The organism is Streptomyces sp. NPDC045287 (genome assembly GCF_056432325.1).
Map to the genome: position 1 here is coordinate 42,318 of NZ_JBWKJG010000002.1, position 15,281 is coordinate 57,598.

The 15,281-nt window shown below is 72.3% G+C and carries 13 protein-coding genes; 5 read left to right on the forward strand and 8 right to left on the reverse strand.

Features of this window, described 5'->3' with window-relative positions:
• The first annotated feature begins 6 nt into the window (after positions 1-6).
• Complete coding sequence (locus tag AC07D6_RS03445; protein WP_479041632.1) at positions 7-774, forward strand: class I SAM-dependent methyltransferase; 768 nt, start codon at positions 7-9, stop codon at positions 772-774.
• A 69-nt stretch (positions 775-843) separates the two neighbouring features.
• On the opposite strand, the gene AC07D6_RS03450 is transcribed toward AC07D6_RS03445, so the two are convergent.
• Positions 844-1,350, reverse strand: coding sequence for a GNAT family N-acetyltransferase (locus tag AC07D6_RS03450; protein WP_479041634.1), 507 nt, complete (start codon positions 1,348-1,350; stop codon positions 844-846).
• A gap of 69 nt (positions 1,351-1,419) precedes the next feature.
• On the reverse strand, positions 1,420-2,151 hold the full coding sequence (locus AC07D6_RS03455) for a hypothetical protein (RefSeq protein ID WP_479041638.1): 732 nt from the start codon (positions 2,149-2,151) through the stop codon (positions 1,420-1,422).
• A 363-nt stretch (positions 2,152-2,514) separates the two neighbouring features.
• Here AC07D6_RS03455 and AC07D6_RS03460 point away from each other — a divergent pair, with 363 nt between their 5' ends.
• Positions 2,515-3,792, forward strand: a complete 1,278-nt coding sequence (locus AC07D6_RS03460; protein ID WP_479041640.1) for an RICIN domain-containing protein — start codon at positions 2,515-2,517, stop codon at positions 3,790-3,792.
• Between the two features lie 28 nt (positions 3,793-3,820).
• Here AC07D6_RS03460 and AC07D6_RS03465 read toward each other — a convergent pair whose 3' ends face one another.
• Positions 3,821-4,888, reverse strand: a complete 1,068-nt coding sequence (locus AC07D6_RS03465) for a class I mannose-6-phosphate isomerase (RefSeq protein WP_479041642.1) — start codon at positions 4,886-4,888, stop codon at positions 3,821-3,823.
• A gap of 184 nt (positions 4,889-5,072) precedes the next feature.
• Between AC07D6_RS03465 and AC07D6_RS03470 the strand changes: the two genes are divergently transcribed.
• The gene (locus tag AC07D6_RS03470) at positions 5,073-5,678 is read left to right on the forward strand and encodes a TetR/AcrR family transcriptional regulator (protein WP_315879072.1); all 606 of its coding nucleotides are present in this window, start codon (positions 5,073-5,075) and stop codon (positions 5,676-5,678) included.
• 156 nt (positions 5,679-5,834) lie between these two features.
• Positions 5,835-7,373, forward strand: coding sequence for an MFS transporter (locus tag AC07D6_RS03475; protein ID WP_479041644.1), 1,539 nt, complete (start codon positions 5,835-5,837; stop codon positions 7,371-7,373).
• A gap of 178 nt (positions 7,374-7,551) precedes the next feature.
• On the opposite strand, the gene AC07D6_RS03480 is transcribed toward AC07D6_RS03475, so the two are convergent.
• From AC07D6_RS03480 to AC07D6_RS03500, 5 genes are all read right to left on the reverse strand, one after another.
• A complete protein-coding gene (locus tag AC07D6_RS03480) occupies positions 7,552-8,082 on the reverse strand; it encodes a GNAT family N-acetyltransferase (protein ID WP_479041646.1) in 531 nt (176 codons plus the stop codon).
• Between the two features lie 187 nt (positions 8,083-8,269).
• A complete protein-coding gene (locus AC07D6_RS03485) occupies positions 8,270-10,639 on the reverse strand; it encodes a beta-xylosidase/alpha-l-arabinosidase (protein ID WP_479041648.1) in 2,370 nt (789 codons plus the stop codon).
• A gap of 50 nt (positions 10,640-10,689) precedes the next feature.
• Positions 10,690-11,508, reverse strand: a complete 819-nt coding sequence (locus AC07D6_RS03490; protein WP_315879069.1) for a carbohydrate ABC transporter permease — start codon at positions 11,506-11,508, stop codon at positions 10,690-10,692.
• The gene (locus AC07D6_RS03495) at positions 11,508-12,455 is read right to left on the reverse strand and encodes a carbohydrate ABC transporter permease (protein ID WP_315879068.1); all 948 of its coding nucleotides are present in this window, start codon (positions 12,453-12,455) and stop codon (positions 11,508-11,510) included. The genes AC07D6_RS03490 and AC07D6_RS03495 overlap by 1 nt, the downstream gene beginning before the upstream one ends.
• Positions 12,456-12,472: 17 nt before the next feature.
• On the reverse strand, positions 12,473-13,780 hold the full coding sequence (locus AC07D6_RS03500; RefSeq protein ID WP_479041651.1) for an ABC transporter substrate-binding protein: 1,308 nt from the start codon (positions 13,778-13,780) through the stop codon (positions 12,473-12,475).
• 139 nt (positions 13,781-13,919) lie between these two features.
• Here AC07D6_RS03500 and AC07D6_RS03505 point away from each other — a divergent pair, with 139 nt between their 5' ends.
• Positions 13,920-15,017 carry a LacI family DNA-binding transcriptional regulator gene (locus tag AC07D6_RS03505; protein WP_315879066.1) on the forward strand — a complete coding sequence of 366 codons (1,098 nt, stop codon included), beginning with the start codon at positions 13,920-13,922 and terminating at the stop codon, positions 15,015-15,017.
• Positions 15,018-15,281 lie beyond the last annotated feature (264 nt).

Sequence of the window (15,281 nt, forward strand, 5' to 3'; positions counted from 1 at the left end):
GTCCCCATGACTGCTCATGGCGATCGATCCGACCACGCGGAGCTGAACCGGCGTTACTGGGACGACAGGGCGGCCGCCTGGCACGGGCCGCTCGCCCGCGACCAGTGGGCGCTGCCGGAACCGCGCTGGGGACTGTGGGCCACCCCGGAGTCACAGGTCCGCGTGCTCCCCGACGGCCTGGCGGGGACGCGCGCGATCGAGCTGGGCTGCGGCACCGCCTACGTCTCCGCGTGGCTCGCCCGGGCGGGCGCCCACCCGGTCGGGATCGACTTCTCGGAGAAGCAGCTCGCCACCGCGCGCGCCATGCAGGCGGAGTTCGGCCTGGACTTCCCCCTCGTCCTCGCCAGTGCGGAGCAGGTGCCCTGCGAGGACGGCGCGTTCGACCTGGCGATCAGCGAGTACGGGGCCTCCCTGTGGTGCGATCCCCACCGGTGGATCCCGGAGGCCGCCCGGCTCCTCGCGCCCGGCGGCCGGCTCGTGTTCATGCGGTACTCCCCCCTGTTCGCCCTGTGCGTACCGCCGGGAGGACGGGCGTCCGCGACCCTGCTCCGCGGGCAGTTCGGCATGGGCCGACTGGACTGGGGGGAGCGCACGGAGTTCGTCCTGCCGCACGGCGAGATGATCCGGCTGCTCCGGTCCCACGGCTTCGTCGTCGAGGACCTGATCGAGGTCCAGGCCCCCCGGCCCGCGCACCGGGACTACGCGGAGGTGTCGGCCGCCTGGGCCCACGCGTGGCCCAGCGAGGAGATCTGGAAGGCACGACTGGCCGGGTGAGCCCTTCTGGCGGCGCCGCCCCGGGAGGGGGCGGTTCGGGCGGGGGCCCGGAGCGGCGGGCGGGCGGCCTTATACGACGGTCCCCGCCCCCGGGGGACGCACCATGAAGACGTCGACCGGGTCCTGTGCCTCCACGACGAACCCGTGGCGCTCGTAGAGCCGGCGGGCGGGACTGCCCTGTAGGACGTTCAACCCCACGGCCAGGCCCCGCGCGTCGGCCCCCTCCAGCACCGCGCGCAGGACGGCGGAGCCGAGCCCCCGGCCCTGGTGGTGCGGAGCGAGGTAGAAGTGCTCCAGCCACTGCCTGCCCCCGGCGGGCCGGACCGTCACGCACCCCGCGAGTTCGCGGCCGACCACGACGACCGACGTGTGCCGCGGGGAGAAGGAGTCCCGCAGCCGCTGCCGCACCCGGTGCTCGTCGTACCGCCCGAGGCGTTCCAGGTCCGCGCGCATGACCGTGGCCCGCAGCTCCGCGATCACCTCGACGTCCGCCTCCGTCGCGGAACGCAGCGCCCAGGCCGCGCCGTGCGCCGACGCGTCCGCCCGCGTCCCGTTCCCCACCGCTTCGCCGTCCACGACCGGAGTATTCCAGCCCGCCCGTCACCGTCGACTGCCGCCCGCCGCCCGTCCCCTGCCGTCCGCCGGTCAGGCCGGTGGGTCCCAGGCCGTCGTGAGCCCCTCCAGCCACGCGGGCGGCAGTTCGGCGGCGTCCCACTCCTCCCGCAGCGCCACCGGCGCCGTGGCGAGGCGTTCCAGTACGGCGACGCTGGTGGGGGAGTGGACGAGGGAGTAGCGGCCGTGGATCGCGATGGTGCTGCCGGGCCCGTACCGCGCGTACAGCCGCTCCAGGCGTGCGCGGTGGGCCGAGACGAACTCCGCCAGCGATCCCGGGTATCCGGCCCGCCGCCGGGGGTCCATGGTGCCGAGGACGGCGGTGAGCACCTGGTCGGAGACCTCCGGATCGAGGTCGGAGGCGGTGGTGAACGAGAGGTAGAGGGGGGTGACCGCCGCCTTCGCCCGTTCCACCTCCATCCTCCTGACGGGAGGGCGGGCGTCCGGGGTGGGGGACGGCGGGCCGGAGGCGACGGCGCTCCGCAGCGCCCGTTCGGCGAGGTCGCCGAGTTCGTCGGCGGCGGCCCGGGCGCCGTCGAGCCAACCGGACGCGTAGAGCTCGCCCTTCCCGCCCGGAGCGCTCCGCCCGGCCCCGCCGATCTCCCGGTGCGCGAGGGCGAGGGCACCGGCCTCGACGAGGCCGATCAACTCCTCCGCCTCGCCGGGGGAGACCCCCGCCCGGCCGAGGAGCTGGAGGAGTGTCGTCTTCGTGTTGAGGACGCTGACCGCGTCCAGTCGCTGCCGTCCTTCTCCGGCGGCGTCCATGGGGCCCTCCTCATCGCATGGGCGGCGTGGTGCGCGTGCGCGAAACGCTTCGCTCCGGAAGTCCGGCGCCCGACGGCCGACGAACTCCCTCACGGCGTACCGTACGACTCCGCGCCCCGTTCGATCACCGCGTCGGGACGCCGGATGCCGTGACGGGCCCCGGCGGTGGGCGCGGATCGGCGTCCGGGCCCTTGACAGGCCATCTGTTCACTCCTTAAATCACGCAGTGAACTAAGCCTTTCGGTCCCGGGCGGCCTCCCGCTCGTCCCGGTTCGGCGCGTCGGCCGTCCGGCCCGCGCCCCCGCGCCTGTCATGTACCTGCCATGTCGAGCCTTCCTCGTCGTGCTCCCCGAAGGGAGAGTCATGGACTTCCCGCGTCCGCCCCGACGCCTGCTGCTGCCCCTCGTCGTGGTGCTCGCCCTCGCGTCGCTGTCCACCGGACCGGCACGGGGCGCCCCCGCGCACCCGGCGGAACCCTCCGGCCGTACCGCCGCGGCGGCCCCATCGGCCGCCGTCACCTTCTCCGACGACTTCGACGGGCCGGCGGGCGCCGCCGTCGACAGCGGGAAGTGGCAGATCGAGACGGGCGACAACGTCTCCAACCACGAGCGGCAGTACTACACCGCCGGGAACCGCAACGCCGCCCTCGACGGCCAGGGGCACCTGGTCATCACCGCCCGCCGCGAGAACCCCGGCAACTACCAGTGCTGGTACGGGCGGTGCGAGTACACCTCCGCCCGGCTCAACACGGCCGGCCGGTTCACCACGACGTACGGCCGCGTCGAGGCCCGGATGAAGGTCCCGCGCGGACAGGGCATGTGGCCCGCGTTCTGGATGCTCGGCAACGACATCGGCCAGGTCGGCTGGCCCGCCTCCGGCGAGATCGACGTCATGGAGAACGTGGGCTTCGAACCGTCCACCGTCCACGGCACCCTCCACGGTCCCGGCTACTCCGGCTCCGGCGGCATCGGCGCCGGATACACCCTGCCCGGCGGCCAGGCGTTCGCCGACGCCTTCCACACCTTCGCCGTCGACTGGAGCCCGAACGCGATCACCTGGTCCGTCGACGGCACCGTCTACCAGCGGCGCACCCCCGCCGACCTCGGCGGGCGCCCGTGGGTCTTCGACAAGCCCTTCTTCCTGATCCTCAACCTCGCGGTCGGCGGCTACTGGCCCGGAGACCCCGACGGCAGCACGGTCTTCCCCCAGCGCCTCCTCGTCGACCACGTCCGGGTCAGCACGAACACCGGGCAGCCTGGCGGCGGTCCCATCACCGGCATCGGCGGCAAGTGCGTGGACGTGGCCGGCGGGAACGCCGCCAACGGCACGCCCGTTCAGCTCCACGACTGCAACGGCACCCCCGCCCAGCAGTGGACCGTCGGCGCCGACGGGACGATCCGCGCGCTCGGCAAGTGCCTGGACGTCGCAGCGGGCGGAGCGGCCGACGGCACGCCCGTCCAGCTCTACGACTGCAACGGCACCCCCGCTCAGCAGTGGGCCGTCCCCGCCGCCCGCGACATCGTCAACCCGCAGGCCGACAAGTGCCTGGACGCCACCGGCGGCAGCTCCGCCAACGGCACCCGACTGCAGATCTGGACCTGCACCGGAGCCGCCCACCAGAAGTGGACCGTGACCCGGTGACCGCGCGGCCCGGCCGTCCCTCCGCGGCTCAGGAGAGCCCTTCCCCCAGCGCGGAGACGACGGCCGGGCCGTAACCCGCGGCGGACAGGGGGCGCCGGACGTCGTGCGTGAGGTCGGGCAGGTAGCCGGCGAGCACGTCCGCGGGGCCGTGGACCCGCACCCGGCCGAGAGCGGCGGGCAACAGTACGGTCCGCGCCCGGCCCAGCTCCTCCCGCGTCCGGTCGTCACCGAGGTCGAACGAGACCGGTGCCCCCGCGTTGCTGAGGACGTGGGCGGTGTCGAAGGGGCGGTCGAGCACGGCCCCGGCGCGCACGCGCCACCGTTCCAGGGCGAAGTGGGGGCCGGCGCACAGGAACACCCGGTCGACGCCGTCGCCCACGGGCAGGCGCAGGCCCGGCACGAAGTCCGGGCGCGGGCTTGGCCTCCACTGGGCCAGGAGCGCGTCGATGTTGGCGCGCCACTGGTCGTCGCCGAGCGCGGACCCGTCCTCCATGCGGTGGCGCATGGCGTGCTCCTGGAGGTCGGAGGTCTGCTCGATCTCGTAGACGAGCGTGCCGGGGCCGAAGCTGTGCAGGGTGCCCGCCGGGACGTACAGCGTCTGCCCGGCGCTGAGCGGCAGGCGGCGCATCACGGCGTCGAAGTCCTGCTCCAGCAGGGCGCGCCGCAACCGCTCGCGGTGCACGCCCGGCTCCACACCGGCCAGCGCCGTGGCGCCGGGGTCGGCCGCCAGGACGTGCCACGCCTCCGTCTTGCCGTTCGGCTCGCCCTGCCCGCGCGCGGCCTCGTCGTCGGCGTGCAGGTGGACGGGGAGGGGGCCGGTCGCGTCGATGTACTTGGTCAGCAGCGGGAAACGCGGTCCCCGCCACCCCCGGCCCACCAGCCCCTCGGGGTCCCGCTCGGTCAGCTCGCGCAGCGACAGCCCGGCCAGCGGGCCCTCCCGCACCCGCGCCCCGTCCCCGGGCACGTCGCTGACCTCCCAGGTCTCGGCGATCCGCCCCGCGGGCAGCCCGGTGCGCCCGAGGCGGTCCGGGATGGCCCGGCCGCCGAAGAGGTGCTGCTTGACGGGGGTGGTCAACCGCAGCGGACACCAGTCCATCGGCGCTCCTGTGGGAGGGGCCCGCCGCCGGCCGGAGGCGGGCGGGGAGACGGGACGGCCACTGCGCCGAGTAGCCCCCTCCGGGACCTTCATGCCGGTGACCGGCCGCGGGCGCGGCCCCTCTCCGCCGTCCCAGCCGCGATCAAATTTGCAGTCCGTGCATTTTTGCATAGTATGCATCTTCGTGACCCTCTCCGACCCTCCCCTCGGCCTGCGCGAGCGCAAGAAGCGCGCGACCCGCGACGCCCTGGCCGACACCGCGCTGCGCATGGCGGCGGAGCGCGGACTCGACCAGGTGACGGTGGAGGCGGTCACGGCGGAAGTGGGCGTCTCGATGCGGACGTTCTTCAACTACTTCGGCCACCTCGACGACGCGATCCTCGCCGCCGCCCCCGACAGCACCGCGCGGACCTGCCGCGCGATCGTCGGGGCTCCGCCGGGGCGCGCCACCCTCACCGTACTGCGCGAGGCCATCGCCGAGGAGCTGACGCACATCGAGGACGGCCACGACCGCTGGGAACTCCAGTGCGCGGTGCTGGGGAACAGCCCGTCACTGGTCCCGCGCTTCCTCGCGGCGCGCGGCGCCGACGAGCAGGCGTTGATCGCGGCGGTGGCCGAGCGGCTGGGCGTGGACGCCGACGCGGACCTGCGGCCGCGGCTGCTGGTCCACACCGCCCTCGCCGCCGTGCGGTCCGCCGTCGAGCTCTGGACGGCCACCGGGCGCGCCCGGCCCCTCAAGGCCATCTACGACGAGGCGTTCACCGAACTCGCCCGCGCGCTGCGCGACTGAAGCCGCCCCGGCCCCGTCGCCCCTCCGTCTTCCCGGAGCCCCTTCGGGCCCCGGAGAAACCCGCCCTTCCCTCCCGGGGGAACCGACCCTCAGAGAACCGAGGTACGTCCACCGATGTCCGCTGCCGAGACGCCTGCGACCGAGGCGTCCCCGTCCATGACGAAACGTCAGATAATTCAGGCCATGTCCGGTCTGATGGCCGGAATGTTCGTGGCCATTCTCGCGTCCACCGTCGTCGCCAACGCCCTGCCCCGGATCATCACCGACCTGCAGGGCAGCCAGTCGTCGTACACCTGGGTGGTCACCTCGGAGCTGCTGGCCATGACGGCCACCGTGCCCATCTGGGGGAAGCTGTCCGACCTCTACGACAAGAAGCTGCTCATCCAACTGTCGCTGGGGATGTTCGTCGTCGGCTCGCTCGTCGCCGGCTTCTCGGACAGCGTCGCGGTCCTCATCGTCAGCCGCGTGGTCCAGGGCATCGGCGCCGGTGGCCTCACCGCGCTCGCCCAGGTCGTGATGGCCTCGATCATCCCGCCGCGTGAACTCGGGCGCTACTCGGGCCTCTTCGGCGCCGTGTTCGCCGTGGGCACCGTCGCCGGACCGCTGATCGGCGGCGTGCTGGTCGACACCTCGTGGCTCGGCTGGCGCTGGTGCTTCTTCATCGGGGTGCCGTTCGCGGTCCTCGCGATCGTGCTGCTCCAGCTCACGCTCGACCTGCCCGTCGTCCGCCGCAAGGCGAAGGTCGACTACCTCGGCGCGTTCCTCATCATGGCCGGCGTGAGCGCCCTGCTGCTGTGGGTCACGCTCGCGGGCTCCCAGTTCGACTGGGTGTCGTGGCAGAGCTTCGCCCTCGTCGCGGGCGGCGTGGTGCTGATCGGCCTGGCCGTCCTCGTCGAGGCGCGGGTCGAGGAGCCGATGATCCCGCTGGACATCTTCCGCAACCGGACGGTCACCCTGACCACCCTGGCCAGCTTCCTCGTCGGTGTGGCGATGTTCGGCGGCACGGTCTTCCTCTCGCAGTACTTCCAGATCTCGCTCGGCGCGTCCCCGACCGCCGCGGGCCTGATGAGCCTGCCGATGATCCTCGGCCTGATGACCTCGACCACGGTGGCCGGCCAGATCATCACCAAGACCGGCAAGTGGAAGGGCTTCCTGATCGCCGGCGGCGTGATCATGACCGCGGGCATGGGTCTGCTGGCCACGATCGGCGCGGGCACCTCGTTCTGGATCCTCGCCCTCTACATGGTCGTGCTCGGCGTCGGCGTCGGCATGCTGATGCAGAACCTCGTGCTCGCCGCACAGAACGACGTGCCGGCGACCGAGCTGGGCGCGGCCACCTCCGTGCTGTCCTTCTTCCGCAGCCTCGGCGGCGCCGTCGGCACCAGCGCGCTCGGCGCCGTCCTGAGCCACCAGGTGACCGGCGAGATCGAGAAGGGCCTCGGCGGGGGCGGAGCGGCCGCGGACGGCGGCGGCAGCCACGCCATCCCCGACCTCACGACCCTCCCCGCCCAGGCGCGCGAGGTCGTGGAGCAGGCCTACGGCAACGCGACCGCCGACGTCTTCCTCGTCGGCGCGCCCTTCGCGCTGCTGGCCCTGGTGGCCGTGCTGTTCATCAAGGAGAAGCCGCTCAAGACGCAGAGCGGCCTGGAGCGGCTCGCCGCGGAGAGCGGACAGCCGCTCACCCCGACGCACTGAGCCCCGCGGGGACCGGATCACCGCAACACCACCCGAAGGCCGCCCGGAACCCGGGCGGCCTTCGCCGTCGCTTGCCGGCCGACGCCCGACGCCCGACGCCCGACGGCCGGTGAACGCGCCGCCTGCCGCCTGCCGCCTGGCGCCCGGCGAACGTGCCGCGCGCCGCCCCCGCCCGCCGTCAGCGGACCCGCCGGGCCAGTACCTGCCCCGGCCACGTCCCGGACAGGAAACGGTCGGTGGGGGTGAACCCGTTGCGCTCGTAGAACGCGACCAGCTCGCCCCCGCCGCCCGCCCAGCAGTCGACCCGCAGCAGCTCCACACCGGCCCGCCGGGTCTCCTCGACGGCGTGGGCCAGCAGCGCCGCCCCGATGCCCAGACCGGCGTACCGCCGGTCGGAGACCAGCAGCCTGACGTACCGCTCGGGCTCCCCGGCCGGCGCGATCGGCATCTGCGGGCTGGGCCCGGAGTCCAGCACCAGGGCCCCGACGGGCGCCTCGTCCCTCTCCGCGATGTACGGGGTGTTCTCGGTCGTGTACCGCTCGACCCGCTCCGCCCCGCCGGGCCTGCGCGAGTACGGTGTCGTACCCCACTGCTCGGTGTTGCCGCGGCCGTTCATCCAGGCGACCGCGGAGTCGAGCATGTCCAGGACGGCCGGTGCGTCGGCCGGGCCGCCCGGTCTGATCCGAGTGCCGTGTGCGATGACGTTCACACCGGCAGCCTAGGCGTTGACGGTCGGACCCCGGATGGTCTCCGGGTGGCCCCGGACGGACCCCGGGCGGACCCCGGGCGGGCCCCGGCAGGAGCCCCCGCCCGACCGCGGCGGTCGCGACGGTGCCGTGGAGGACATGGCTCCGCCCGGCCGGGGCGGAGGCCCCCGGCCGGGCGGAGCCGGCTGGTCAGCGGGACGGGTGCGGGACCACGGTGAACTCGGCGTGGAGCCGCCGACGGTGGTCCACCTGGCGCACGGGGCCGGTGAGGGCGACGCGCGCCGTCAGCCGGGGATCGGTGCTGGACGCGCTGAACCGGAGCTCCAACTCTCCCGGTTCCACGATCCGCGTTCCGTGCCGGCCGGTGAAGGAGGCCAGGTCGGCGGGGACGGTCACCCGGACCCGGGCGGCCCGGCCCGCGGCGAGGTCCAGCCGGACGTAGCCGATGAGCCGCTGCAGGGGCTGGACCACCGAGGCCACCGGGTCGTGCAGGTACAGCTGCACCAGTTCGCTGCCGTCGCGGCCACCGGTGTTCCGTACGGTGCAGGACAGTCGGAACTCGCCGTCCGTGGGCGCCTCGCCCTCCTCCACGACGAGATCGCCCCACTCGAAGGTGGTGTAGGTCAGGCCGTGCCCGAAGCCGAACGCCGGTGCCGGGTCGATGCTGGACACCTCGCTGGCGTGGCCGAGGCGCGCCGCCAGGTAGGTGGACGGCTGGGCGCCGGGGTGCCGGGGGACGCTCACGGGCAGCCGGCCGCTCGGAGCCGTCCGCCCGCTGAGCACGGAGGCGATGGCCGTCGTGCCCGCCTCGCCCGGGAAGAAGGACTGGACGACGGCGGCGGACTCGGTCGCCGCCCGGCCCAGCGCATAGGGCCGCCCGGCCAGCAGGGTCACCACGACCGGCGTGCCGGTGTCGAGGAGCGCGTCGAGGAGCTGCTGCTGCACGCCCGGCAGGGCGAGGGAGTGCGCGTCGCAGCCCTCGCCGCTGGTGCCGCGGCCGAAGAGGCCCGCCCGGTCGCCCAGCGCGGCCACCACGACGTCCGCCCCACGGGCGAGTTCGACCGCCTCGGCGAACCCCTCGGTTCCGGGGCTGTCGATGCCGGCCCCCTGCGCGACGTCGAACCGGCAGTCGGGGAACTCCGCCTCCAGGGCCTCGCGGAGGGTCGGCAGTTCGATGCCGAGCGGGACGTCGGGGTGCTGTCCTCCGACGTGGACGGGGAACGCGTAGCAGCCCAGGACCGCGGTGGGGACTTCGGCGTTCGGGCCGATCAGGGCGATCCGGCGGGGCGGCCCGCTCCGGTCGAGCGGCAGGGTGCCGTCGTTGTGGAGCAGGACGACGGCCTGCTCGGCGATCCGGCCGGCCAGCTCCCGGTTGCTTCCCGGGTCCAGGTCGATCGTGCCGCGCAGGGTGTCCGGGGCCGCCGCGGGGTCGGCGTCGCCGAGGGCCGGGGGGATTGGGCTCCAGTCCGGGTCGAGGAGGCCGAGCTGGACCTTCTGCGTCAGGACCCGCCGTACCGCGCGGTCCACCAGGGCCTCGGGAACGTGGCCCTGCGCGATCGCGTCCAGCAGGGGCTCGCCGAACGTCTTGACGGTGGGGAGCTCCACGTCGACACCGGCGGCCAGCGCGGCTCCCGCCGCCTCGCCGAGGGTCCCGGCCACTCCGTGCAGCGTCTTCAGGAACGCGATCCCGAAGTAGTCGGCCACCACGGTGCCGGTGAAGCCCCAGGTGTCGCGGAGCAACCGGGTCAGCAGCCGGTCGTCGGCCGCGGAGGGGATTCCGTCGGTGTCGGTGTAGGCGTGCATGACCGACCGCACGCCGCCCTCCCGCACGGCCATCTCGAACGGCGGCAGGATCACGTCCGCCTGTTCCCGGGCGCCCATGCCGACCGGGGCGAGGTTGCGCCCCGCGCGGGAGGCGGAGTAGCCGGCGAAGTGCTTCAGGGTGGCGACGATGCCCGCGGACTCCAGGCCCTGGACGTAGGCGGTGGCGATCGTCCCGACGAGGTACGGGTCCTCGCCTATCGTCTCCTCGACGCGGCCCCAGCGGGCGTCGCGCACGACGTCGAGGACCGGCGCGAGCCCCTGGTGCACGCCGACCGCGCGCATGTCCCGGCCGATGGCGGCGGCCATCTCGCGGATCAGCGAGGGGTTGAAGGTGGCTCCCCACGACAGGGGCACGGGGTAGGCGGTGGCTCCCCAGGCGGCGAAGCCCGCGAGGCACTCCTCGTGCGCCACGGCCGGGATGCCGAACCGGTTCGACGCGGCGATCCTCCGCTGGGTGCGCATGAGGGAGACCGCGCCGACCGCGGGGTCGACGGGGACGGTGCCGAAGGGCCGGGTGAGCTGGCCGAGCCCGTCGGGCAGGAGCGCGTCGAGGGCGACCGGCTCCTCCATGTCGTGCTGGTGCGGGGCGACGTCGGCGCCCTCGTCGGACGCGCCGACCCAGACGCCGAAGAGCTGGGCGATCTTCTCCCGCAGCGTCATCTCGCGGATCAGTGCGTCGGCGCGGGCCTCCGCGCTCAGTGACGGATCGCGCCAGGCGGGGAGCGGAGCTCTCACCCGGCTGGGATCCGTGGCGTCGGTATGGGGCTCTGCGGCCACGTTCTCGGTCACTTTCCTCCGACTCCCATCAGCCCCTGGACCAGGGCGCGACGGGCGAACAGGTAGACGAGCAGGATGGGGAGCATGGACAGGACCACGGCGGCGAGCAGGCCGGGGATGTCGACGCCGTGTTCCGTCTGGAAGTCGTACAGGCCCATGGTGATGACCTTGTTCTCGGTCGACTGCGTCAGCACCAGCGGGAACAGGAAGCCGTTCCACGCCTGGAGGGAGGAGAACACGACGATCGTCGACAGGCCGCTCTTGGAGAGCGGCATCACGAGCTGGAAGAAGATCCGCCGGGAGGAGGCGCCGTCGACCGTCATCGCCTCGTAGAGCTCGGAGGTGATGTCGCGCATGACCCCGGAGAGGATCAACGTGCACACCGGCATGGCGAAGGCCGCGGTCGGCAGGATGACGCCGATGAGGTTGTCGTAGAGACCGGCCTCGTTGATCAGGTAGAACATGGGGACGATCACGGCCTGCGACGGAATGGCGAGGCCGAGCAGGAACAGCCGGAAGACCGTGCTCGTGGCCCGCCCCCGGCTCCTGACGATGGCGTAGGCCAGCGGCGGCACGAGCAGCAGGACGATGGCCACCACGCAGACGGTGACGATCACCGTGTTGAGGAAATACTGCCCGAAGCCGTCGCTCAGGTCGTTGACGTAGTTGTCGAGGGTGAGGCGCTCGGGGAAGGCCAGGGGGCCGTTCGCCGCGTAGTCGGCCCGGGTCTGGAAGGTGGCGATCAGCATCACGTACAGCGGGAGGCCGACCACGAAGAGCCAGACGAGCGAACCGAGACCCGCCAGGTAGTTGGGACGGCCCTTCATCACACGCCTTCCATGGTGCTGCGCATCTTGTCGTACCCCGTCAGCCGCACCATGACCAGTGACACGAAGCTGGCCACGAGGACGAGGAGCAGCGCGATGGCGGCGCCCGTCCCGAAGTCGAAGCCCTTGAACGCCTTTTGGTACATGTAGTACGCGCTGATCGTCGTGTCCGTGCCCGGGCCGCCCTGGGTGAGGATCAGCACCGTGTCGAAGGTCGTGAGCCCGCCCACCACCATCAGGATCATCGACGTGACGATGCTGTTGCGCAGTTGCGGCAGGGTGATGTGGAAGAACTGGCGGACCGTGCCGGCGCCGTCGATCTGGGCGGCCTGGTAGAGGACCGGCGGGATGGCCCGCGCCGCGCCCTGGTAGATGAGGGTGTGCAGCGGGGTGAACTGCCAGGTGCTGACGAAGACGAGGACGCCGATGGCGCCGCTCTGCACGCCCAGCAGGTTGCCGTCGCCGAACAGCCACTTCGCCTGTGACGGGACGCCGAAGTTGGGGTCGAGCACGGCGCGCCACAGGACGGAGACGGCCGTGATGGACAGGAGGAGCGGGACGAAGTAGATGGCGGACAGAACCGCCCGGTTGCGCTGGTGGCCGGCGGCCCAGACGCCGAGCAGGATGCTGATCGGGGTCTGGACGACGACACCGAGCACGGTGAGCAGCAGGCTCAGCCAGAGACTCTTGATCATCACGGGGTCGTCGAGCAGTCTCCTCCAGTTGTCCAGACCGGCGAACTCGGGCGAGCCGAGGCCGTTCCAGCGGGCGAAGGACAGTACGACGACCATGAGGAGCGGCACGATGGCGAACAGGCCGAAGAACACCGCGGCGGGTGCCGCCCAGACGAAGCCCGGGCGGCCCACACCGGTCACGGACCGACGGCTGGGCCGGCTCCGACGTACGGTCTTCTCGCTGTCCACGGCGGGGGCTGTGGCAGTGGTCATGTCAGATGTTCCGGGGTTCAGGACGCGGGCAGGCTCTGCATGGACGCGATGAAGCCGTCGGCGTCGATCTGCCCGTTGAAGAACTGCTGGACGGCCTGGTGGATGGTGGTGGAGGCGGCGGGCGGGTACGCCTGGTCCCAGGAGAGTTGGAAGGAGAGGGCCTTCTTGACGAGGCCGTACTGGTACTTCGAGTAGTCCGGGTTGGCGGACTTGTCCAGGAACTTGGCCGTGTTCGTCGTGGTGGGCAGGTTGCCGATGCCGAGCTGGGCCTCGACGAACTGGTCCGAGTACATGAGCTTCAGGAACTCGGCCACCGCCTCGGGGTGCTTGGTGCTCTTCAGCACCGAGTAGAAGTTGTTCGCGTTGCCCGCGATGTTGTTCGGGTCGCCCTTGCCGCCCTCGACCGTCGGGAAGGTGCCGTAACCGAGGTCCTTCTTGACGAAGTCCGGGTAGGCCTCCTGCAGCGTGGAGTACTCCCAGGAGCCCATCAGCTCGAACGCGGCCTTGCCGGTGGCCAGCAGGGCGGGCGAGCCGCCGTCCGTGAACTTGACCGAGTCGTAGTTGGTGCCGAAGGCCCCCGCGTCGACCAGTTCCCTGAGCATGCCGAGCGCCTTCTTGCTGTCGGCGCTCTCCCAGGCGCTCTTGTCGCCCTCCAGGGCCTTCTGGAAGAGCTCGGGCCCGGCCACCCGGTCGTAGACGTACTGGAACCACATCTGCGTGGGCCACTTGTCGCCACCGCCGAGGGCGATGGGGGTGATCCCCTTGCCCTTGAGGGTCTTGACCGCGGCGAGCAGTTCGTCCCAGGTCTGCGGGGCGGCGACGCCGGCGTCCGCCAGCACCTTCTTGTTGCTGAACAGCAGGACCGGCTGGGTGCCGCGCATGGGCACGCCGTAGGGCTTGCCGTCCACCACCGCCGTGTCGAAGACCGAGGGCAGGAAGTTGAGCTTCAGCCCGGAGTCCTTGGCGATGAAGTCGTCGAGCGGCATCAGCAGGCCCGCGTCGACGTACGGCTTGATGCTGCCGCCGCCCCAGTTGAAGAAGATGTCCGGGGCCTGCTTGCCGCTGATGATCGTCTGCAGCTTGGACTGGTAGTCCGCGCCCGGGACGGTCTCCAGTACCGCCTTCACCTCGGAGGTCTTGTTGAAGGTGTCGACGAGTTGCTTCTCCACTTTGTTGGCGGCGTCGCCGTAGACCAGGACGCGGATCGTGCCCGATCCCCCCTCGGCCGAATCCCCGGACTTGCCACAGGCGGCCAGAGCCACGGTCATGGCCAGCGACACCCCACCCACGACAGCGGTTCTCAGGAGCTGTGCACGTCGCTTCATCGCCCCACCTTTCGAAATTATTTCGATCCGGCTACCGAAACTTGACGTGTCGGGACGCTAAGGTTGTCGCGCCGGGTGGGTCAACCCTCGGGGGGCGAGTTATCAAAGCGTGACTCCGTGGCCGCGCACGGCGTGCCTTATGCTCCTCACCATGGGAGATGACGAGGAGCTCGGGCGCATCACCTTGGCGCAGGTGGCGCAGAAGGCCGGTGTCTCCATTTCGACAGTTTCGAAAGTCCTCAACGGACGACAGGACGTGTCGCCGCCCACCCGGATCAAGGTGGAGCGCCTCCTGGAGACCCACTCGTACCGGCGCACCACGCGGTCGGGCCGGGAGGCACCGCTCATCGAGATCGTCTTCCACGAACTGGAAAGCGTGTGGGCGATGGAGCTGATCCGGGGCGTGGAGAACCTCGCCAAGGCCCACCAGGCCAGCGTGGTGCTGACGGAGAGCGGCACGCGGCACTCGCCGAGCCCCGAGTGGATCGAAGGCGTCCTGCAGCGCCGGCCGATCGGGGTGATCCTCGTCTTCTCGGCCCTCCCGGACGGGGTCAAGCAACGGCTCAGGGCCCGGTCCATCCCGTTCGTCATCATCGACCCGGCGGGCGACCCCGATCCCGACGTGCCGTCCGTGGGGTCGGCGAACTGGAACGGCGGCGTGGCCGCGACGCGCCACCTGGTCGAGCTGGGGCACCGGCGGATCGGGATCATCACCGGTCCCGAGGACATGCTGTGTTCCCTGGCGCGCCTGGACGGCTACCGCTCGGCGATGAACATGGCCGGCCTGGACAACGACCCCGCCCTCGTCCGGTTCGGCGACTTCCACGTGGACGGCGGGTACGAGCAGGCGATGGAGCTGCTGCGCCTCCCCGAGCGGCCCACCGCCATCTTCGCCGGGAGCGACCTCCAGGCGCTCGGGGTGCTGGAGGCGGCGCGCGTCTGCGAGTTGCGGGTCCCCCACGACCTGTCGGTCGTGGGCTACGACGACGTGATGGTCGCCCGCTGGTCCAGCCCCGCGCTGACCACGGTGCACCAGCCGCTGCGCCAGATGGCCGAGGAGGCGGTGCAGATGCTGTTCCGCCTGCGCGCCGGGGAGTCCACGGCGACCCGGCTGGAGCTGGCGACCAGTCTGGTCGTCAGGAAGAGCACGGCGCCGCCGCCCGCGGAGGGCGCCGCCGCGCCCCGGGACCTCGCGGAGCCGTCGGCCGTCGGGGCGGAGCCGTCGGCCGTCGAGTGAGCGGGGCCGGTGCGGGGCGGTCCCGGACCGGAACGACGCGCCGGGCGGCGGTATCCCGGCGGTCATGATCCGCCCCGCCGCTTCGAAATTTTTTCGATCATCCGGCTCTATTGTTTCGAAGCCGTGCATCCCCCAGGATCTGTCTCGCAGGCGCGACTCGGTCGGCGGGCGCGGTCGTCATGGAGCCGCATGCCCGAGGCGGAAGGGATGTCCCCGGACCGTGGGGCGGCGGCTCCTCGCGGACGCCGGCCCGAGTGCGAGCGC